Here is a 22,718-nt window from a genome sequence, read left to right as displayed (position 1 = left end):
GCTCAGAGTTACAGCTTGGACAATTTAGATTCATTTTCATTTCCTTGATAAATTTTCTATCTAGGAAAGCTGGTATTTGTTCTTATTTCAAGCTCTTTTTAGCATTACTTGTTGGGAACTACCAAAATAAATTATTTTTTAATTAAATTAAATTTTAAATGACAATAATATTGTTAACAAATATTATTATGTTTTAAGAATATAGATGACTACTACTGTTTATATATAAATATTTATTTAAGAAAGATCTTTATAATAATAAGGGATCTAAGAGAGTGTATTAAAATCGCTAATGACCTAGATTCAAGAGTATTATTCTCTATGGACGAATCCGCATATGGGCCATTACAAATTCAACAAGTTCTGTCGCGTCATCTTAATAGAATATTTACATGTAGAAGCTATAGTGTTGGCCAATTAGTCAATTCATTTTTCATATTATGGATAAACATCAATCTTTTAAAAATCCTACTCAGGTTTTGCAAGAAGCCATTGAGAAGCTAGATGTGTTTACTCAGCCGGAAGCCTCGCGTTTAGAAGTGGGACAAGATGGAATGCTTGTTGCAAAAAAGACGACGGCCTTGGATCGAGTGATTGGATTGGCGCGTTGTTATATCAGTCCGCTTTTCTCTGAGCAAGCCCGTTTAGAGCAAGAAAAAAAATTAAGTCAAATTAAGCAAGAAATTCTTCAAGCGCGCGATATTCTTAAAAGCCATTCTTCTTTAATTGAAAGGCTGAAAGAAGGGGATAGCGCTCAGCAAAAACTTGCTCAATCGGCGCTAGAGGCTATTTATCGCTATAATGCACTTGTTGTAAGTGATTATTCTTTATGGGCATCAAAATATGATTTCTATAATTATGAACGCAATCAACTGCTGCTCGATGAAGAAATTAAAGGCCAGACAATTGAGCTTCCCCACACCTTCTCCGTTAAATATGATTCTCACCCCAATGACTATGCCGCCCAAAAGACATTTAAAGAGCTCCGTACAACGTTCTTGCAAGGGGCTGATAAAAAGAAATATGCCTCGATAAGCTCGACGCATAAAAAGACTGCTCAGTTTATGACCGACACCTTTCGCATGAAAGCAATCCGCATGGTTCAATCCCATCTTTTCCAACAAAGCACCCTTGCCGAAGTGTTAAGCTTGATCAAGCAAGCGCCCATTGAAATGGAAGAGAGCCATAACTTGATTGCTATGCGCCAACTATTAGAAATTGGCCCCGGAGCTGTCATCACCCTTATAGGAGCATTTAAGCGTCCTTCTCCCGATTCTAAATTTATGAGCATGCCTATTTTGGATAGCTTCCGCTTAGCTTCGGAAACCACGCATGCAGGCTTCCCTTATCCTTCCCAACATACGGGATGGGCCCTCACAGAAACTTTGACCGAAGCCAATCCTTTGAGGACAGAGCAAGCCGCGCTTTTTCAACAAGTCGATCAAAGAAGGAAACGCCTTGCCTCGCTCCTTTTATTTGATACAAGCTATATTAATCGTTCCAGACAGCTATTTCGCCTAAGACGGGAAGCTTTCGATCAAAATCGAGAACTGTTTATTAATCTTCATCGCCGACTGCATGAAACTATCCTGTCAAATCATGCCCCTTCTTGCAACTTAAATGCCTTAGATGACTTCTACAACCATGTATCTAACTCTTCATCTCCTTTTGATGTCTTTAACGATACCCAGCAACGCCTCTTAGACTTATTTATCAAAAAACCAGCTAAACAACTTGAAGAAGAATGGCTTGAAGGGGAAGCCTCTCCACTCCGCATAGGAACACATCAAGAAAAGTTCCAAACGGCGCTGCATCGCCTGCAAGAAAGTCAGTCTAAAGCGCTTGCGCTATTGGATTCGGACCATCCCATGACTTCCTACTTAAGAGTGATGGGTCCCTTATTGGGGGATTCTTCTCAAAGTATTATTCTTCAATACTTGTCCGAAAAGATCGGATTCGCTCCTCCTATGCTCAACGATTTTGAAAGGAAAATCCAAGTCTGCGCTTTTCAACAGCTTCTTTTTTTCTTAGGCCAGTTTGAAGACAGCAAGGAGATATGGACTCGAGAAGAAATAAAGGGTGATCTCCTAAAAAAATATGAAATGGACATAAAAATTTTTGCTTGCTCTTCTGTAGAAGAGTTAAATATCTTTTCCTCGGATCTGACAAATGAATTAGAAGTTTATTTTAATTCACGCTTCTATACACAGCCACGTAAAAATCCCTTTAAGCCTCTTCTTGAAATAGATAATTAGCAAGTCGGCGACAAGCCTCTTAGAGGGGTATTAAAACCGCTAATGACCGAGATTCGCATTCTTTCCCTCTAGGAAGTGATACGAGAGAAAAATAATCTCAACTATCGATTATTATAGGTTTAATACATCCTCTGAAAGAGATTTATTCAAACTAATTCAAATTGACAGGTAAAATTTCTTAGATTATCTTTCCATGCTTAATCAAGTCTCTACTTATCTTTAATTGAGGATAAAAACAATAGCGATTTCTAGGAATCCAACCAAAGGTCATTCTATTCTTATTTAAAAATCGGAAATAGTTTTTTTGCTTTCAAATTAAAAATTTTGAATTTCAATCATCAAATTTGATGATTTACAAATCAATTTTATTGATAATTGACAAATCAATAAAATTGACGTTTAAACCTGCAAATTATTACAGAATTTGAAAATAACCTTTAATTCCTGGCTTATGTTAATTCAGCCCTTTAAACGCCAAACATTTACATTAAAGGTTTAAATTTTATGCCCTTTTCGAATAAGAGAACCTCTTCTTTTTCTTTACAGGCTCCAGCTTCCCATTTAAGGCTTGCTTCCTTTTATTCGCCTCCTCTTATTTTGGAAGACGTAGAAAACCCGTCTGGCCTTCTACAAAAAACAACGATTTTGGCTTCGGATCATTTGCAGTCAAATGAGGCCTTTTTGACGCAATTCGACAGGGATAAAAATAATACTCAACGTCTTTTGGCCCACTATCAAATTAAGTGCCTAGAAGTTAAAAACCGCCTTCTTGATCTAAGAGGAATTACCGCCTCTAAAAAGAGATTTTATATTCTTACTTATATTATTCAGCTGGTTTATCAAATATATTATAGCTCCGATATTAAGCGCGAAAAGCAGAAATTGAAAGAATTAAAAGGAGAAATCCAGCATTTGACCCAGCAGCTTGAAGAGCTTCAAGAACAAGAAGTCATAGAAAGAGCTCAACAAGGATTGCTGGATTGCCAAGAACAGGGGGCGGCTTTCCAGTTCGAACAGGATTTAGCGTTAAAAGAACTTGAACCAACAAAAGAATTTAATATTTACGACGACGGCGACGTCCTCGAATTAAATGAGCAGACTATACGTTCATCTTCCTCTGCAAGCGAATTAAAGAGTTTTAAAAGCGATGAAAAGCTCGATTGGGCCAAGGCGCTGATTCAGCAAAAAGACAACGTCCACTTGTCTTTGCTTATTTCGACCTTGGATTCTCTTTTCTTAAAAGATCAGGTTGATGTTGAAGAAATAGGGTTTGTTTTTGAGCTAGAAGCCTATTTGCGAAAAGAAGCGCAACAGAATGACGAGCTATATAATAAGCATGTCCTTCCTCTGCTAAACAAAATCAAGCTATTTATTGTCAATCGCCCTATGCATGTCGCTTCGGAGGCTGCAGCCTCTCGAGGGGTAGCTTTGCAAGCCGGTCTTAAAACCCTTTTATCTTTGACCCACTCACCTCAAATCATGCATTTTAACAGAGGATCTGGATTGGTCAATGAATCCTATCTTTCCGCCGCTTCCATTTATAAGAAATGCAATAAAAAATCAGAAGAAGAGGAGCTTTTTGTCCAACAGCTTTTTAACTTTAAATCCACGCAAGGTGTCGTTCCTGGATTTTTAATGGAACGGCTTTCCTGCAATCATTATGGCATTTTGCTGGATCAAAAGCAAAGGCTGAGAGGCTATGAATGGACATCCTCTTTAAATTCTGAAATTAAAATTGAAATTTTAAAACGCATGCAAAGGCCGCAAGAAAAGAAGATTTATGAATTTTTCATCCAATCTAAATGGAGAAACCTCTCTTTGTCTTCTGAAGAGCTTCAGGCCCTCACTCCCGCCCAACTCTCCGGAGTAGCTTATTCTTCGTCCAATAAGCATTCTTCAAATAGTCTGCGAAAAAATAGAGAAAAAGCCTCGCCAGGAACTATAAGAAGGAATTCCGGCCCATCTTTTGAGAATCAATCCCTTTTCTTTGTTCCCGATCTTTCCAATCTTGAAACGAAAAAAATTTACGAAACTTGCGAACAGAAGCGATGGGTATACAAAGACGCTAACAATGAAACGCATCACGTCCATTTCAAAACCCTTCAAACCCTTTTTTTGTCTCAACAGCCGCTTCTCAATTTAAGCGTCGATAACACAGATTTATCAGTAGAGCAAATCAATTATTTTAATCGAATTCTTCCTTATGCCCTCAATGTCAATTGGACAATTATGGCTCCTGAAGCCGTTGCCATCAACGATATTCAAAACTTGGACGATAATGGACTAGTTCACCGAAAAGTCGAGCATGTGATCGCCAAACCCTTTCTTTCCGAGATGAAGACCGTCTATCAATATAAGGAAACCCCTCAGTTGCTAGAGGCCATCTTGCAAAGGCTAGACTTCAAAAGTGAATGGCATGCGCTCATTAGCGGGGAAATTCAATTCCTGGATTTGCATGGAAATAATGTAGGCCTTGCGCCTGAAATGAAAGGATATGAAGACCTATACGATCAATTCAAATCTTTGCTCTTTATGACCCATTCAAGTCCTCAAACATCAAGCCAATTAGCTAGCCAAAAATCAAAAACTTTTGAGAAGTTGCAAGAAGAATACTTGCTGGGATTGATTACCCCCTCCACATGGATATCATACGAAGAGCAAGGGCCGAAGGCTATTCAAGGCGCTCTCATTTCAAAAAAGCTAGAGGATTTGCCCGATCTCAAGAAACTCTTAGATCGCCCTTGGAGGTGGGAATTTTTTGACACGGACCATGCCCTGGCAGAGGATAGAGAATTGCAAATGCAAATCAGAGTGGCTTGCAAAGAAGGGCGCAGCCGCAGGCATTCCCCTACCGATTTTCATAAGCAAAAAGAGCACCTTATTCCTCATAGGAGCGTATTTTTGGAATTAGGTTGGAAAGATAAGCCTCTAAGCGAGCAAACCCTTGCTTTATTGGAAAATAGCCAAGAGAGCGATGAACAAATGCGCCGCTGGATTTGCAATGCCGACACGCCTATCCGCAAACGCCTATCTTCCGCCCAAAACAAGGAACTGAACGAACGCTTGAAACCGCTTTTAGAACGCAGCAAATATACATTGGCTTTTCAAAGGCAGCGCCATCCAGATATCGCCATTAAAGACATTAAGGAAAACTTTATAAAAGATATCGCCAACTTAGATACCACGGCTAATAGAGATTTTTGGGCATGGCTAGAAAAAGCCCTTGCTAAAGCCGTCTATAAAGCTCGCGTGCGTCCGGAAGACTCCTGGCAATCTTTAGCCATTCTATATCAGCAAAAGCTTTCCGTGCTAAAAAGTTTGAATGGCAATAAAATGCCATCCCCAGGTGAATTTATTCGCCTGTCTTATAACCTTACATCCCGATCCGAATCTAGCTGCGAAAAGCGCAAAGAAATTGCCGCTCAGCTTTTTCCAAAGCTTACATGGAGGCAAAGAGATGCATTAATAGACCGGCAAGAAAGCCGCTCTATCTATCTAAAGCGCTATCGAGCCCTTAAAGAAACAGAAGACTCTTCAGATAAAATAATAGAGGCTATACAAGCCTTTTTGCTTAGCGAAGCCGTCCCCTTATGCACTCAAACCAAGCAAGCGTATTTAAATGATCTGCACCATTTAACTCACCAAGCGGGCTTATCAAAGGAAAAACTCATTGAATTGAAGAATAAAATCTTAAGCGAATGCCAGCCCACTTATTTCAATGTGATGAAAGCCATGTATCCTTTACTTGCAGACGCTTATGCGCTCAATCAATTTATTTCAAAAAATAATGATGAAGCGGGCGTTAGAATTGGCTGCTTTGAGTATCCTCTGGAAAAAACCATTGAAGAAGTGCGCAAGCAATACCCTTTTCACCATGAAGCTTACCGGCTAAGTCAAACAATAGAAGACAAGATTAAAAACAAAGTCAATTCAGCTTTTTTCGGGTCTTGGCGGTTGAATTAATCCCATCGCCTATCCAAGAGGCAGCAGATAAGGCTTTTCTTCCTTTTGCCTATTTAAATACATTTGCCAGGTAGCCAATAGGCAAAATCCTCCCCCTATCATAAGGGCAACAGATGCATTGGTCAAATAGCACAAAAGGCTACCCAAAGGCGGAGCCACACACCCTCTTAAACCAATCGAGACAACATTAACGCCGCTATAGGTAGAACTATCTTCATGCTTAGAAAAAATAGGACCGGATAAATTCCAGCTAAGCTCGCTTCCCGCCTGCATCATGCCATACAAGAGGTAAGCGGCATAAAGCCAAATTAGATGCCACTGTGCCGCCATCAATCCAAGAGGAAAAAAAGCAGCGATTGCCGTGACAAGGCTGCTAAAAATAAAAATATCTTTGTGACTCATTGCCTTGGTCCATAGCGGAAGCGCTAAAGTATATCCGATGCTTTTGCAAAGGGTCATTGCCAAGGTCAGTTCCTTGTAATTCAACTGCAATGTATCTATGAAGAAAAGAGGCAAGGCCGGCTGCCATAGCATCAATCCGCCTCCCCCCAGCATAAATCCTATTTGAAAACGCATAAAATCAGGACGCTGCCGAAGTAATTCCCACGCTTCTTCCCAAGGCTTTTTAATCTGTTCCTTAAAAGAAAAAGGCCTAATAGGCATTTCTACTCTTGGCATATCTTTCTTAATAGGAAGGGAGGCCTGCAAGACAATCGACCATAAAGATAACAGAGCTGTTAAAGGAAAAAGCCAGCGCCAGGCCTGAAAATAATCATCAAGCGCCCATCCCATTAGAATGGCGAGCAATGCTCCTCCAACATGGTAAAAAGCAGAACCATAAGCAACAACCGTTTTGCGATTCTCTTCCGGAACATTAATTTTTAAAATTTCCATCCAAGCGGGATTGACTCCCCGATAAAATAACATATAAACGGCAGAAGCTAGAACAAAATACCAAGGATTGCTCACAAAAGGGACAAATAAAAAAGGCAGATGGCCAAATACCCCGGCCCAAATAATATTGGAAATCAAACGATCATGGCGGCTGCGGATCAAAGAGCTCCAATAAAGAGAGAAAAGCGATACGATGGGCTTCAAGCTAATAATACAAGCAATCTGCCAGGGAGTCGCATTAAGGTCTTTGCACATGATAAAGGGCAAAAGCGTATACAAGGCCCAAAAAGGCGTATTCAAAATACGCGTCCATGTATAGGCCATTTGCGTCTTATGCTGATAAATATCAAAAAAGGCAGATGTAAATTTCATTAAATGCATTCATCTCAGAATGAATTCACAATTCATAATGGCTTAGAAGATGTATTAAACCCCATCATAATTGATATTTGAGATGATTTTCCCCTCTCTTCTATCGCTTCCTGGGGGAAAAGAACTCGAATTCAAGTCATTAGAAGGTTTTTTAACAGGCTCTTAGCAATTTGTAAACTTCACCCTCAGGCATATCCTAAATTTTTTCAGATAATACCCAAATTTATTAAAAATAGAAAATATCCAATCTATTAAATACAATAAATAAAAAATCTAAATAAATTGACGCTATAATTTTATTTTTTTTCTTAAAAAAAAACAATCAATAATCTCTTATTAGCAAACTTTTATTTTTTAAGCGATTTAAAGACAGTCCCCGGTCTCAAATAAGTCTGCTTAGCTGCTCAATTTTAGCTCGATTTTTTTTAGCTTGAGTTTGGAATTTTTTGCTCTTTCGATTGCGTCAGTCCAAACGGCAAAAAAAACGCCAAACTCAGGTTTTAATATGACGGAAATTTTTTCCGCATTTCCCCCTCAATCCAGCATGCCAATTCAGGTTATTAAAACCCCTCATAATCGATATTTGAGGTGATTTCCTTCTAGGAGGCAATAGGAGAGAGCAGACAATACGGAGTGAATATTGCTCGCTTTCTAGGGAAAAAGAACGCGAATCTCGGTCATTCCCCAAGAGATTGGCTCCTGTCGTCGAATGGCTTACAGAAAAGCAAAGGATATGTTTAATCGGATGGCAAAGGATAATTATAAAGAAGAAACTTCCAGCGAAAAGACTGCAAAGCGTATTCTTGGATAAAAGAACGAATTCCATCTGCAGTAGATGTAGCAAACAATTCGATCTCTTGATCCCGTAGGCGATAAAGAAGATGCCGGGCGGCTTGCTCGTCTAAATACAGGGCATTCAGCTGGGCCAAAGCGCGTTCAAATAACCTCTGCCTATTCCCTAACCGCACTAAAGCGAGAAAAACAAGAGCTATAGGAATCAATTTTAGTCCAATTGATAGTCCATATCCAATAGGCGCATTCATGACTAGCAAGGCGAGATCAGCCATGATGACTGTGCCTAAAATTAAAATGAAAAAAAGGGTTTCTTTTGAAGACTGGACAACAGGCCCCAACCAACGCCTCCAAGAAGAAGAAGAAGAGCGATAGGCGAGAATTTCTTCAAAATGCGGCTCCTGGTAAAGCATGCGGCCTACATGAGCTAACTCGTGAGCAATCAATTCGCGGCGTTGATAAAGGCCTAAGTAAGCCGATTGGTGGCGAAAGCAGGCGCGCAGCTGTAAAAAGGCAGAAGTAGGCGTTGAATCATCCAATTGAAAAATCCACGCGCATCCTCCATGCCAAGGTGCCAGCTGATAATTGCTAAAAAACAAAGGCACCCAGGCCGGAGATATTCCATATAAGTCTTGCGTAAGCTTTAAGCTATCTTGTAAAACCTCTTGAGAGGCTTTATCACCAACAGCAAATGGAAGATCAGCTCCTACCCTTTCCACCAATTCTTGCTCCAGGCGAAGGCAAAAAGCGATGCGCCGGCAAAATTCTTCTTCGGATTCCATAGGGCCCGGAATTAACCCCTGTTGATTCCATTTGCGCCATTCCACTGTATTTTCACCTATTATTGCATCGCTCATTTCTCTTTCCGTCACTCCCCTTAATTTAACAAGAAATTAAACAGAAAAATTTTTATTTTTATAAGCAAATTCTCAACTAAGCCTCATAAAATTCGAGCAGGCTAAAACAAGGCGTGGAATTAACACAGGCACGTTTAGAAAATGATTAAAACCCATAATAACCGATATTTGAAATTACTTTCTTCTTAGGAGCAATAGGAGAGAAAAATTTGATTTTAGGTCATTAACGGTTCTTAATACCTCTCTACTAAATTGAATTTAAGGTACTATTTAAATCGGCAATTTAAATAGCTATTTATATTTACTCTTTATTTAATAAATAAAATATTTTATTTGTTAAATAAAGAGGCTTTTTAGATTTGAAGATAGATTCAGCATGACATTTTACTTGAAAGGTGAGAGGCTTTATGGCACGCTAGATCTATTCTTTTCTCAAAAAAACGGATTATACCGAATGGAATTGAAAAATTGGTAAAATCCTGTGCCGGCACATTGATCTATGAAAATGGTCTTATCATCTCTTCAAACTGATGTAGACTGTTTTTCATTTTTCATTGAAGCGACGGCTTGAATTGTTCCAAATTTTCAATTCCATTCGGCATAGCATAGAACTAAGGAATAGTTATTATTATGTTGACGGACGATTACGAAGAATTCACAGACGCACAAATAAAAATTTTAAAACGCTACGTCACTAATACATCCAGCCATATTTTTGTGTTAAGGAATTTGCCGGAGGTCATCAAAGGGGCGCTTTTTTCCCGTTACTCTCGCTCTGCCCTAGGGCTTCGCAGCCTTCTTTTGAAAGAATTTATTACAAACAATGAAGAAGCTGCTTTTGAAGCGATTGTAGGCCCGCTTGCCCGTTCGGAAGAGGAACAACAAGCGCATCAACAGGGCGAGGCCATCAAAAAAGCACAAGCCTTTTATGACCGCATTTTAGATGGATATGGAGATGACTCTATTGGAGAGTTGGGAGGAGCGCACCTAGCGATCGAGAATATCTCCATGATCGCGGCCAAGCTTATTGAAGATCATCGCATCGGCGGTTCTCCTCTTGAGAAATCGACTCGTTATATTTACTTTGACCAAAAGGTTAAAGGCGAATATCTCTTTTATCGCGAACCTATTCTTATGACATCGGCCTATCGCGACAGTTATATTCAAACTTGCAATATGTTGTTCGATACTTACAGCCGCTTGATTCCTCCTGTCACTGCCATCATGGAGCAGCGCTTCCCCAAAGATCCGCTCATTTCCAAAGCAGCCTATACTGCAGCCCTGCGCGCTAAAGTACTAGATTGCCTAAGGGGTCTGTTGCCGGCGGGAACCCTGACTAATATGGGCATTTATGGCAATGGTCGCTTCTTCGAGCAGCTCATCCATCGCCTGAATTGTCAAAATCTCGCCGAGCTGCAAGATATCGGCAAGCGCAGCTATGAAGAGCTTAGCAAGGTTATTCCTTCATTTGTCCGCCGTTCCGATCCCTCTCACCGTTCCCATCAAAGTTATGCCCAATTTTACGAGACTATACAGTCCGAGCTTAAATTAATAGCCGACCAGCATTTGCCTCATTGCGAACGCACCCTTCAATCCGGTGTACGCTTGGTCTCTTACGATCCCGATGCCGTTACCAAAGTAGCAGCAGCCCTGCTGTATTCTTTGGGCAATAAAGGATTGCCCGAAATTTGGAACTACTGCAAAGGCTTATCGGATGAAGAACTGGCGCGCATTCTCGATGCCGGCTGCAACGCCCGGGAAAATCGCCGCCACAAATCGCCTAGAGCATTAGAACATGCCGAATTTACATTTGAAATTGTCACAGATTTTGGCGCCTACCGCGACTTACACCGCCATCGCCTGTTGACTCAAGAACGCCAGTTCTTATGCTGCGACTATGGCTTCTACATTCCACCCGAAATCCAAAATACGCCTTATGAAGAAGACTATTGCCATGCATTGAACCAGGCTAAAGAGGTATTCGATGTCATCGCCGCCGAGCTTCCCGAAGAGGCACAATACGTCGTCCCGATGGCATATAATATTAGATGGTATTTCCACGTCAATTTGCGCGCCCTGCAATGGCTTTGCGAGCTGCGCTCTTCTCCTGCCGGGCATCCCAGCTATCGCCACATCGCCCAAACAATGGCCAAAGTCGTCTGCCAAACTTTCCCAGCCTTCGAGCGCTTTTTTAAATTCGTCGATTATGAGGGCTATGAATTGGGCCGACTCGAGCAAGAGCAGCGCAAATTTGAAAAACAGCAGCAAACAATGATGATTTAATTATTCGTCCTGCGGAGATGGAATGGCTGATTTTCACCGTTTGCATTGTCAAGAGCCTTGGTTCTCGCTTCTTAAAAGCGGTATAAAACCCGTTGAAGGCAGGAAGAACTCCCTCAAATACCGCTCTATTCGAGCAGGCGATCGCATCGAGTTTTATTGCGGACAAGAGGCTTTCCAAGCCGATGTCGTCCGCCTTACTCCTTTTGCAACCTTGGCAGACTATCTGCAACAAGTAGGAGTGGAAAATGCCCTTCCAGGCGTGTCTTCATTAGAAGAAGCAACGCGCATTTATCTCCAGTGGAATACACAAGAAGACATTGCGCATTGGGGCTTCTTGGGCATTTTTATTCGGCCTCTATAAAATCTATCCACCCTTATAAAATTAGGTGGGCTTTTTCTATTTAACCTTGCTTAGAAACTGTCCCAAAACCATTAATGACCTAGATTCGAATTCTTTTTCTAGAGAGAAAATAATCTCAAATATAGGCTATTATGCGTTTTAAGAAATCCTCTTATATACCGAAATGAGTTCAAAAATCGAATCCGTCTATAATTAGATGATTAAGCAAAACTTAAAATAACATAGATAAAAACTCATTCGTTAATCTAAAATTAGTTCAAAAAAATAAAAAACATTTAATCATGAAAATAAAATTTATTCATACAGACCCCTCCATTCCCGCTCCTTATTTTGCCTCTCGGGAATTTTACCCCTTAGAAGAAACGAGATCGATGGGAGGCAGGGAGTATCGCTTAGTCGGTGTTGGCGAAAAACATTACGCTTTGTTGAGCAAGAGGCTTTGGCTCTTGGTCCGCGCGCTTATCAAGCTTGCCGCTTCTTTTGGATCTGCGCATGAAGAAGCCAAGGCGGACTGGCGGGCTTGTTGGACAGGCAAAAGAGTAGCTGCTTTCTATACGGATGCTCCAGGGCCAGGCAGCATTCTGCAAATCTCCCTTCCTTTTTCCTTGCCGCCTAGAGAGGCCGGCGCTATCAATGAGAGAGAGTCCCATTCCGGGAATCCGCTTGAATCAGGAGTTGGAGCCGAGGATCGTCCGCATGCGGAAACTATTTTGCCTGCTTCACAGCCCGAAGAGAAAGAAACTAGGCGGCAAGATCCTATCAACGATGGAGAAATCACTCCTTTAAATTCGCTTGAGGCAAAAACGGACAGCTGTCCGATAGATCAGACAATCTCTATTTCCCAGCCCCCTTCTTCCGAATCGATCGATAGAGACCTAGCCATACAAGCATTAGAAGCTGCAGCTTCCCACTTGGAAAGTAAAAGAAAAGAACTGATAAAACAATGCCTGGCTACGCAAAAAAAGGTCTTTCAATTGGAGGAAGCATTTCTTAAGTCTCTTATTGAAGCAGCCAATTTTAATAAAAAATACCAGGCCCAGATCTATAGACGCCCTCAAGATTGCGATTTAACGCCTTTAGAATATGAACAGCTTAATTCCGCAATCTTGTCTATTTTAAACCTGTCTACTTATAGTGAAGAAGGGAAAACATTTGCAAAAATCCTGACCCCTCTTCTTCATCAATACCAAATTTCCTTTCAAGACATCGCTCAAGCGCTAGCCAAGCAAAAGGGTTGCTCGTCATTTGAAGAATTAATTGCTTCCCATTCGTCATGCCCCTATATATCTGAAAAAGAAGCCCTAGAAGCCTTTCTGGACATACAAGAAGCAAAGCAGAAAATAGAGGAAAGGGATCTCTCTCCACTTTCTTTTTCCTTTTCTTATTTTGAAAAAGAGAATAAAAAGCGCGAATGCTGCCAGTTAATGGAATCGACTATTGAGTGGGCAAAAAAGCTTTTGGGATTTCAAAAAAGCCAGTTCGAGCTAGAAAAAGAGGTATTAAAATCCACTATTCAAGCGGCAAATCTTAATAAACGCTACCAGGCCCGTCTCTATGGAACTCCAAAAACTCAGGCGTTATCGCCTTTAGAATATGATCATCTTATCTTTGCGATTAGGGAAATCTTTGACTTCGAGCACTCGGACATAGAAGCTCTCGAAAAAGCTTTAGCTCCTTTATTAAGGGAAGGTGAAATCTCTTTGGAGAAAGTCGGAGCAGCCTTGGCGCATCTGCAGGGATTAGATGCCTTAGAGGAACTGCATAAAGCCCGCCGCCATTATGCTTTTATAAAAGATGGAGATATTCAAAATGCGCTGGCATTGTCCTAATTGGGATTTTGACCATTAAACCGCAGAAGCACAACGAAAAGAGATAGAATAAGGAATCGCTCTTCTTTGCGCCTCTGCGTTTATTCCTTTTCTTGCCATTCGTGGATAATGCCTTCCATATCTTTTTTAAGGAGGGGATTAAGGGAGGGCTGAGCGATCATGTCTTTAAACTCCTGCCTTTTCAAGGGATCTTGCAGGCCTGCGCAAGCCAGGACTAAGTAAGTCGGCAAGCAGGGATCTTTCTGAATGTCCGGCTGCTTTAGTAAGTCTAAACAGGCGAGGGTCACTTCTTGATCATCTTTAAAAGAAATAAGAGCAATGGCCGCCCGCTCATTATCTTCATTTACCGGCCTGCCTTTTACGACATGCAATAAAAATTCCTTAGCGGGTTGTCCGATTTCTTTTAACGCTTTGATAATGAGGTCATCGGCAAAAAAATCACCTTGTCCTAAGGCTTCGAATAGGGAAATGATGGCGCGCTTATCTCCTATTTGTCCCAAGCATTTGACAGCTAAAGAAGGCGCTTGTCCATAACCGGGGAACAACGGATCGTAAAACTGCTCATTGCGTAGCAACTCAATCAGGGCTGGCACGATTTTGTCCTTCTCTGCCACGATTGCCTGAATTTCGGCTTCCGCCTCTTCATCTTCTGTCAAAATGAGATCGGCAATTAATTGCGGATAACGGCTTTTGGGCTTTTTGACTTCATAAATAGAGCGCAAATGCTGATAAGCAGCACGTGCATCAGCCACTTTTTGCATTTCATGGCTGGCTAAAAATAAAACCGACAGATTTTCCTTGAGCTGCTCTTCCATCTTTGCCAAACGCTCAATGCGCTCAATTGAAAGTTCTGGCTGCACGCCTTTTTCTTCCCGTTTATAATAATCCAGCATAACGGGGAATAATCCACCAAAATGCGCATCGCGATGCATCAGAATTTCGTGATCAATGGCATCGACAAGGGGATAGTGTTCATAAGAATCGGATTCGTGCTGCATAATTTTCCTTAGAACGTTAATGACTGTTAATGATCACTTGATTTTGACTAGCCCGAGAAAGGACTAAATTAGCGTTATAGCTTGAGCGTACAAAAGGTCCGCAATAGAGATAAGATATCCCGAGTTCATAACCAAAGGCTTCATACTTTTTAAATTGATCGGGATGGATAAAGGCTTTGACCAACAACTTATGCCGGTTAGGCTGCAAATATTGTCCAATTGTGACGATATCGCATCCCGCTTCTTTCAAGTCCCTCAACGTCTCGAATACCTGCTCTTCCGTCTCTCCTAATCCTACCATAAGGCCTGATTTAATTTTCATTCCATTGCGCCGCTGAGAAGCTGCATAGCGCAACACGCTTAGCGTGCGCTCATAGGTCGCCTTATGGCGAACGCGCGGCGTTAAATCCCGCACAGTCTCAATATTGTGGTTGAAAATGTCAAGATCGGCCTGCAGCAGATGACTCAGCGCGCTTTGATTGCCCTCAAAATCGGATGTCAACACTTCAACAGTTACATTTTCATTGTGTTCTCTCACCGCCCGGATGACGCGTACTAAGTGGGCGCTTCCACCATCTGCCAGATCATCTCTGGCCACCATTGTGATTACAACGTGCTTGAGCCCAAGTTCCTTAACAGACAAAGCCACGCGAAGGGGCTCATCAGCCTCAAGAGGCTTAGGTGTTTTAGTAAAGTCGATATCGCAAAATCCACAGTTGCGGGAGCATTCTTTGCCCATGACAAGAAAAGTGGCTGTTTTTTTAGACCAACACTCGAGCAAGTTGGGGCATTTTGCCTCTTCGCATACCGTATGCAAGCGATGCTGGGACAAAACATGGCTAGTCTGGTTGAGCTCGCTTCCTTTTGGAAGCTTGCGATGAAGCCAAGAAGGAAAACGACCAGGCCCCACCGCTTTTTCCGCTTGGGCCTCTTCAGCGTGTGCAGGCAAAATATTAAGGCGTTTGGAGCGAGTCTTGCTAAAAACTTGCGGCTGCTGATCCATGGTCGCTTCCTCTCTTTTATAACCAGAATTTCGGGAGTTTAACGCTTGTCTATCCGATTTATTTGCCCGCCGATCTAGCTTTAGCCGCTTTAGGAGGCGGTAAGTGGACAGGCAATCCTTCAGCCAGAAGAGATGCCTCCAGCCAAGCTTCTGCCAAAGTGGGATGGGCATGGATGGTCTCCGCCACGCATTCCACTGTCAGCTCATTGGTAATGGCCAATGCCATTTCTGCAATCAATGTCGAGGCCTCATATCCGACGACTTGCGCTCCCAGAATTTGTCCTGTTCTCTCATCCATGACAACTTGAGCGAATCCCTCCGGATGAAGAGCCGCTTGCGCTTTGCCCAATGCTTGAAAAGGAAAAGCACTAACTTTAGCCTTATATCCCTTCTTTAAAGCATCTTCTAAAGACAAGCCCACTGTTCCAATCTCTGGATGCGTAAAAATGACGGAAGGAACAGCGTTATAAAACATACGGGCCGATTTTCCGCAGGCATTTTCGGCCGCCACAATACCTTGATGAGAAGCGACATGCGCCAACCACCACTTTGAAGCAATATCCCCCACCGCATAAAGGCCATCGACATTTGTCTCCATTTTTTCATTCACGGAAATCATGCCATTATCTTGAACAAACACACCTGCCTTTTCTAACCCTATTCCCTTGGTATTCAGCGAACGTCCCACAGCCACTAAGCAGATATCGGCAGTAAAGGTTTTTCCCCCTTCCACATAAGCAGTGATGCCCTCTCCTTGCCGCTCAATTTTTTCGACTTTGACATTCGTCTCTACTTTAATGCCTCTTTTGCTAAACGCTTTAGTCAGGGCTTGTGCAACCTCTTGCGCTTCAGTGGAAATAATGCGGGGAAGCAATTCTAGAATCGTGACATCCGTTCCTAAAGTCGCATAAAGGGAAGCAAATTCGCATCCGATGACTCCTCCTCCGACAATGATCATTTTTTTAGGCAAGGTTGTCATGGCAAGCAAAGAAGTGGAATCATGAATCTTTTCATAGTCAAAAGGAAAAGCAGGAATATTGCGAGGCTCCGACCCTGTCGCAATAATGATTTTATCGGCTGTAATAATGGCGGGCTCTTTCCCTTTAATTTTAATCTCATGGGGGCCTGTGAACTCCCCAAATCCTTTAAAGACCGTAATCTTGTTGGCTGCAATTAACCCTTCCAAACCTGTTCGCATGCGCTCGACTACGCGATCTTTATGCGCAGCCAAACGGTCATAATCAACAGTCACATCTTTGACTTGAATGCCAAATGCATCCGCTTGGTGAATGCGATCGACGACTTCCGCTCCGGCAATCAGAGCCTTTGAGGGAATACAGCCTCGATTTAAGCAAGTTCCCCCCATCTCTTTTACTTCAACGAGTGCGACTGATTTTCCCAACTGTGCTGCACGGATAGCTGCGGGATAGCCTCCAGGACCGCCTCCTAAGACGGCGACGTCAAATTTTCTTTTTTCCATAGCTGTCTCTCCTCATAAAGAATTAGCATACACGATTCTCCAATTCAGAATCTACTCAGAGGATCTATTTTCCAGTTAAAAAGCCTCAACTTTCTTTCAACTACAACTCCCTTTTTCCTTCTTTTTGCTCATTTTGCTCAAAATTTGACAAAAAACCTTGTCTTATTTTTAAAAAAAATCAATTTTTTTTATTGCTTCTTAAAAAGAGATAACTTTTTAAATTTTAAATACTTAAATAGCTACAAACAGCCTCTTTCAAATTGAGCTTGACAAAATTTAATCCTTAAACACAGGCTAATGCTTGCCTTTTGATAAAAAAATCGATAAGATGTCAAATAAGGTGTAATAGTCCTCTTACAAGGAGATTCGGACATCCCAGATATTTTAAGTAACTGATTATTTATTGTGCGAAATAGGGCGTTGCAGATGAGCGCGGTACCCCAAAAAAAACTCTGTTGGAATTGCGATGGAAATGTTTCAAAAGAAATAGATAACTGTCCATACTGCGGAGTTTATCTTCATGCTGGCCAAGAGGAAGAAGACGCAAGCAGCTGGGGTTTCTCATCCTCGTCAAAAAAAGAAGAAATTCCCGCCCCTCTTTACCAAGTAAATGGTGATATAGCCAATTCCACTCTTTCTTCGAAATCAGAAGAAGAAGACGAAGAAGCTTCCGTTTCGCCCGCTTCCTTGACGTTGGCTCAGCTCAAACAAGATGTTTTTCCCCTTTTGCTCTTAATGTTCGGTTCCGTCTTTTTCCTGTTTGGCATTATTTTGCTTTTGTTTTCTCAAAATGGCACCTTAACGCTGCAATGGGATAGCCACTATTGGCCTTTCTTTTTACTTCTTAGCTTTCCCGCTATTTATTTGGGCTGGCGATTCTTACATCAAATGGAATCAGAAGAAGACTAATTTAGGCTGTCTACCAATCATTTCTGAAAGAAAAATTACCCCACTTCACCAGCCCTGATTTTAAATGCCTTGCAAGCTAATTATTCGGCGCATGCATAACTGAATATAGCAGAGTGATTAAGAGGGTTCTTAAAACCGCTAATTCAGGTTAATAAGTATATCATTCATAAATTACGGTCATGGGGGGAGCTGGCTATACGCTAGCTTGGGGCTGTGCTAATGACGTCGTACAACGAGTCGAGAAGGTAAAGAATGCTTAAGAATAAAAGCCACCTTAAATCGAATGATTTAAGGTGGCTTTTAATTAATTAAACCGCCTCAGGCTGGCAGCATTTTTTATATTTTTTACCGCTTCCGCAAGGACATAAATCGTTACGTCCAATGCGTGGACCGGACAGCAAGGGTTCGGATTTATCTTCCTCTTCTTCTTGTTCTTCTCGTTCCTCTTCCCTTTCTTGAGGCACAGGAGCGGGCTGAATATTTTGCAGGTCATTAAACAAGGAGCGATTAGTCTCTAAACGCAAGCCTGCCTGAAGGAGCTGCTGCAATGTCTGCTGTGGAGGAATAATTTCGAAGCGGAATACAGCACGAGCCACTTCCGTGCGCAGATTGCGGCTAAGTTCATCGAATAAAGCAAAAGCTTCATGTTTGAATTCAGTCAGCGGATCGCGCTGGCCGACTGCACGCAATGTGACATCTGAGCGCAAATGATCCATGCGCAAGAGATGCTCTTGCCACATTTGATCGGTCTTGCGGATCATGAGATTGCGAACAGCATTATGCGCCGGGCGAGGAGGCTCTCCTTCTTCGATAAGCTGAAGAGGCACTTTGGCATTTTCTCTGGCCAGTTTTTCCTTAAATGCCTGCACCACTTTTTCGGCAGCGATGGACTCTATTTGCTCGACGTCCAAATGCTCTTGATCGAAAGCATGCTCATCAAAGGAGACGGGGAAAAGATGCAGCAGCCATTGGCGATATCCCTCAGGATCCCATCCACCTTCTTCAGAATGGCTTTGGAAGAACTTTTCTGCCCCGATGGCGCAAACGCTCTCAATAACCTCAATGGCCACGGATTCAATATCTTCTACCTGCAGAACTTCATTGCGGAACGCATAGATTTCCTGCCGCTGCTTATTCATGACATCATCATATTCCAGTGTATGCTTGCGCATCATGTAATTGCGCTGCTCAACGCGCTTTTGCGCCGTTTCAATGGATTTATTGAGCATACCCGCAGAAATGGGCTCGCCTTCTGGCGGACGGAAACGCTGCAAGACACCAGTGATGCGAGGCGAAGCAAACAGGCGCAGCAAAGAATCCTCAAATGAGATATAGAATTTGGAATTTCCCGGATCTCCTTGACGTGCGCAACGGCCCCTAAGCTGACGGTCGATACGGCGCGACTGGTGTCGTGTCGTTCCCATCACATAAAGCCCGCCTAGTTCGGCTACACCCTCTTCTAGCTTAATATCCGTTCCACGACCGGCCATATTGGTGGCAATCGTGATCGCTCCGCGCCTGCCTGCTTGAGCCACAATTTCCGCTTCGCGCTCATTTTGCTTAGCATTCAAAACGGTATGCTCAAGGCCATTTTGCTTGAAAATGCGCGATAGTTTTTCCGATACTTCGACAGACTCTGTTCCAATCAAGATGGGACGGCCTTGCTCGTGAATGCCGCGCACTTCTTTTAAAATAGAGTTATATTTCTCCCGCTCGGTCATATAAATTTCGTCATTGTAATCAACGCGGCGGCAAGGGCGGTGAGTGGGGATCTCTAGAACATCTAACTTGTAGATTTCTTTAAATTCATTTGCCTCAGTCGTCGCCGTTCCCGTCATGCCGGACAGCTTCTCATACATACGGAAGAAGTTTTGCAGCGTAATTGTCGCATACGTCTGCGTTTCCTTCTGGATTTCTACCCCTTCCTTGGCTTCAATCGCCTGATGCAGGCCATCAGAGAAGCGGCGGCCCGGTTGAGGACGGCCTGTATTCTCATCGATGATGACAATTTTATTGTCATGAATAATGTAATCGACATCCTTTTCCATCAATAGGTGTGCACGGAGCAGCTGTCTCAAATTATGCGCGCGCTCTTTACGCTTGGCATCTTCTTCGCGAATTTCCAACTTGCGGGCCATCTTGGCGTCTTCATCCAAAGTCGGATCTTCATCCACCTTAATATATTCGTGGCTGATGTCCATCATGATAAAATCTTCTGAACTGCCGATTCCCCCTGTATACGTTTGCCAAGCGCTAATCCCGCGATCCGTCAATTCATACTCATTGCCCTTCTCATCGACAATCATGTACAATTCGGCAACCGCCTGAAGACGCTCGCTCTTATTCTGCTCGGCATGGTAATAGAGATCCCATTTATCAATAGCAGCGCGAATATCGGGATTTTCTTTCAAGCGCTTGAGCAATTTATTCTGCGGCGTTCCTTTTCCCACCAGCCAAAGCTTGCGATAAGCTTCCTGTTCAGCCTCTTCTTGCTTTTTGTCCTTTTTAATTCCGGAGTCTGGCGGGGGCAAAAGATCCAGGACTTTACGCGCATCGCTTGCCAAGCGATTGCACAAATCGCGCTGGCGGCGCACCAGTTCGGCCACGCCTTCTTTTAATTCATCATACATCTGCCGGCTGTCAGGGACGGGACCTGAAATAATCAAAGGCGTTCTGGCTTCGTCAATCAGAATCGAGTCGACTTCGTCAATGATGGCAAAGTAGTAGCCTCTTTGCACTTGGTCTTCTTTCGACATCGCCATCGAATTGTCGCGCAAATAATCAAAGCCGAATTCCGATGCAGTTCCATAGACAACATCGCAAGCATAAATATGTTTGCGTCCTTCTATAGGCACGCTGTTGGTCAACGCGCCAGTTGTCAACCCCAGCCAGCGAATGACTGTCCCCACCCATTCGCAGTCGCGCTGGGCCAAGTAATCGTTGACAGTGACCAGATGAACAGGTTTTCCAGACAGGGCATTGAGGTAAAGAGATAGAACAGCCGTCAGCGTTTTTCCTTCCCCCGTATGCATCTCTGCAATCGCCCCATAATGCATGGCAATTGCACCAAGAATTTGCACATCATAAGGTACCATATCCCAGCGTTGGTTGTATCCCGATACATGGATCTCGGTGCCACTCAAACGACGGCAAACATTTTTTACCACGCCATAAGCTTCGGGTAAAAGCTGATCAAGCGTCTCACCTTTTTGCAGACGCTGACGGAACTCTGCAGTTTTAGCTCGCAATTGATCATCGGTCAAAGATTTAAATTGCTCATCCCATCGATTGACTTCATTGACAATCTTGCGGTATTTGCTCAACAAGCGATCATGCGCACTGCCGAAAATTTTTCTGAGAAATCCGAACATATATATACTTCTCTTTTATTTGACGTGTCCCTCCGAACAAACAGGATAAGCATCCTCCTCCTTCGAAGTGCAAAGAATCAATTTACAATAAACTTAATGTTAAATAATAAGATAATAAGTCTTTTCTTTCAAAAGATTTAAGACCTCATCCTTTTCCTGCCCCTCACATTATCCTAGCACTCTCTTATCACACTTGCCAAAAAGGTTTTCAAGCATTAAAGTATTAATTAATCTAACCTTAGAAAAGGAGACCTTTAATGAGATCCTCAAATCCAGCGCTTCTGTCCAATCCTTTTTCTGGTTTTGGACTCGTCTCCGAATCGAATGCTATGACGATTCGAGGAACAGTTTATAAAACACTCGCTTTACTTGTCCTTGTTCTGCTTCCTGCCGCATGGGTATGGAGAATGTTTTACACTGCCGGACAAAATCCAGCCGCTATCCAAACTTGGATGTATGTCGGTTTGATCGGAGGGTTTATCGCTTCGTTGGCCACGGTCTTTAAGAAAAATTGGGCTCCCCTTACTGCTCCCCTTTATGCTGTATTAGAAGGACTTTTTCTAGGGGGCATTTCCAGCATGTTCGAAAAAGCCTATCCCGGAATTGTCATGCAAGCGGTCAGCTTATCGATTGCTACTCTGCTGGTTATGCTGGTTGCCTATCAATCCGGCTGGATCCAACCATCTGAAAATTTCAAGCTTGGCGTCGTTGCAGCCACTGGTGGCATTGCCCTTGTTTATTTTGTCGCCATTATTCTCGGATTTTTCGGGATCAATGTCGCTTTTATCAATGGCAGCGGCCTTTTCAGCATTCTCTTTAGCGTTTTTGTCGTCATCATCGCCGCCTTAAATTTTATTATCGACTTTGATTTCATTGAACAAGGCGCCCGTGCCGGCGTGCCAAAATATATGGAATGGTATGGTGCCTTTGCCTTGATGGTGACTCTCGTTTGGCTATATATTGAGATCCTGCGTCTTTTGGCCAAACTCAACGAACGCAAGTAAAGCTTTCAAATTCTATAAAAAGCCTAACCCATTTTTAGGCTTTTTATAGATCAAATAATGATCTGTAAAAGACTGTCTTCGAATCCATAATAGATTCAATTTTTTTCCTCCCTTGAGAGAAATCCCCTGAAATATAGGCTATTAGCAATTTGAAGACACGCTCTAAAGACGCGAAGCTATTGAAATAATATAAAAAATATAATTCAAATATTATTATATTATATTTTAGTAAAAAATAGAAGCTTTAACAATAAATTTTATCAATAATAGTTATTAAACACTGTCTATATTCAAGATTATTTCCCGGAAAGAAAATCGCTTTGAAGCCGGCCATTAGCCATTTAGGA

13 protein-coding genes and 1 pseudogene are annotated in these 22,718 nt (G+C 42.4%); 7 read left to right on the top strand and 7 right to left on the bottom strand.

Annotation, left to right across the window (positions count from 1 at the left end; translation table 11 throughout):
• Positions 1 to 440: 440 nt before the first annotated feature.
• Together BN3769_RS06180 and BN3769_RS06175 are read left to right on the top strand one after the other, a co-directional pair.
• Entirely contained in the window at positions 441 to 2,255 is a 1,815-nt protein-coding gene (locus BN3769_RS06180; protein WP_068468668.1) for a hypothetical protein, read from the top strand.
• Positions 2,256 to 2,759: 504 nt separating this feature from the next.
• A complete protein-coding gene (locus tag BN3769_RS06175) occupies positions 2,760 to 6,218 on the top strand; it encodes a hypothetical protein (protein WP_068468666.1) in 3,459 nt (1,152 codons plus the stop codon).
• Between the two features lie 9 nt (positions 6,219 to 6,227).
• Here BN3769_RS06175 and BN3769_RS06170 read toward each other — a convergent pair whose 3' ends face one another.
• Positions 6,228 to 7,484, bottom strand: coding sequence for an MFS transporter (locus tag BN3769_RS06170; protein ID WP_068468664.1), 1,257 nt, complete (start codon positions 7,482 to 7,484; stop codon positions 6,228 to 6,230).
• Between the two features lie 737 nt (positions 7,485 to 8,221).
• On the bottom strand, positions 8,222 to 9,133 hold the full coding sequence (locus BN3769_RS06165; protein WP_068468662.1) for a hypothetical protein: 912 nt from the start codon (positions 9,131 to 9,133) through the stop codon (positions 8,222 to 8,224).
• A 630-nt stretch (positions 9,134 to 9,763) separates the two neighbouring features.
• Here BN3769_RS06165 and BN3769_RS06160 point away from each other — a divergent pair.
• The 3 genes from BN3769_RS06160 (at position 9,764) to BN3769_RS06150 (ending at position 13,606) form a co-directional block, all read left to right on the top strand.
• Positions 9,764 to 11,416 (top strand): FAD-dependent thymidylate synthase, encoded by a 1,653-nt coding sequence (locus tag BN3769_RS06160; protein WP_068468660.1) that lies wholly within the window; start codon positions 9,764 to 9,766, stop codon positions 11,414 to 11,416.
• Positions 11,417 to 11,438: 22 nt separating this feature from the next.
• Positions 11,439 to 11,777 carry an ASCH domain-containing protein gene (locus BN3769_RS06155; RefSeq protein WP_068468658.1) on the top strand — a complete coding sequence of 113 codons (339 nt, stop codon included), beginning with the start codon at positions 11,439 to 11,441 and terminating at the stop codon, positions 11,775 to 11,777.
• A 281-nt stretch (positions 11,778 to 12,058) separates the two neighbouring features.
• The gene (locus BN3769_RS06150) at positions 12,059 to 13,606 is read left to right on the top strand and encodes a hypothetical protein (RefSeq protein ID WP_068468656.1); all 1,548 of its coding nucleotides are present in this window, start codon (positions 12,059 to 12,061) and stop codon (positions 13,604 to 13,606) included.
• Between the two features lie 80 nt (positions 13,607 to 13,686).
• Here the strand turns inward: BN3769_RS06150 and BN3769_RS06145 are convergent, their stop codons facing one another.
• Genes BN3769_RS06145 through lpdA form a run of 3 tightly spaced genes read right to left on the bottom strand, consistent with a single transcriptional unit; the run spans position 13,687 to position 17,087 of the window.
• The gene (locus BN3769_RS06145) at positions 13,687 to 14,604 is read right to left on the bottom strand and encodes a HEAT repeat domain-containing protein (RefSeq protein WP_068468654.1); all 918 of its coding nucleotides are present in this window, start codon (positions 14,602 to 14,604) and stop codon (positions 13,687 to 13,689) included.
• Positions 14,605 to 14,620: 16 nt separating this feature from the next.
• On the bottom strand, positions 14,621 to 15,607 hold the full coding sequence (lipA, locus tag BN3769_RS06140; protein ID WP_068468652.1) for a lipoyl synthase: 987 nt from the start codon (positions 15,605 to 15,607) through the stop codon (positions 14,621 to 14,623).
• A 58-nt stretch (positions 15,608 to 15,665) separates the two neighbouring features.
• Positions 15,666 to 17,087 carry a dihydrolipoyl dehydrogenase gene (gene lpdA, locus BN3769_RS06135; protein ID WP_068468650.1) on the bottom strand — a complete coding sequence of 474 codons (1,422 nt, stop codon included), beginning with the start codon at positions 17,085 to 17,087 and terminating at the stop codon, positions 15,666 to 15,668.
• A 426-nt stretch (positions 17,088 to 17,513) separates the two neighbouring features.
• Between lpdA and BN3769_RS06130 the strand changes: the two genes are divergently transcribed.
• Positions 17,514 to 17,996, top strand: a complete 483-nt coding sequence (locus tag BN3769_RS06130) for a hypothetical protein (protein ID WP_068468648.1) — start codon at positions 17,514 to 17,516, stop codon at positions 17,994 to 17,996.
• 308 nt (positions 17,997 to 18,304) lie between these two features.
• Here the strand turns inward: BN3769_RS06130 and BN3769_RS15250 are convergent, their stop codons facing one another.
• Positions 18,305 to 18,460, bottom strand: coding sequence for an SEC-C metal-binding domain-containing protein (locus BN3769_RS15250; protein ID WP_420885320.1), 156 nt, complete (start codon positions 18,458 to 18,460; stop codon positions 18,305 to 18,307).
• 102 nt (positions 18,461 to 18,562) lie between these two features.
• Positions 18,563 to 21,367: pseudogene (gene secA, locus BN3769_RS06125) on the bottom strand (preprotein translocase subunit SecA); the annotation flags it as partial.
• 257 nt (positions 21,368 to 21,624) lie between these two features.
• On the opposite strand from secA, the gene BN3769_RS06120 reads away from it, so the two are divergent.
• On the top strand, positions 21,625 to 22,371 hold the full coding sequence (locus BN3769_RS06120) for a Bax inhibitor-1/YccA family protein (protein ID WP_068468644.1): 747 nt from the start codon (positions 21,625 to 21,627) through the stop codon (positions 22,369 to 22,371).
• Positions 22,372 to 22,718: the final 347 nt, after the last annotated feature.

The organism is Candidatus Protochlamydia phocaeensis (assembly GCF_001545115.1).
GTDB classification, from domain to species: Bacteria; Chlamydiota; Chlamydiia; order Chlamydiales; family Parachlamydiaceae; genus Protochlamydia_A; species Protochlamydia_A phocaeensis.
This window is presented reverse-complemented; position numbering and strand designations above follow the sequence as displayed.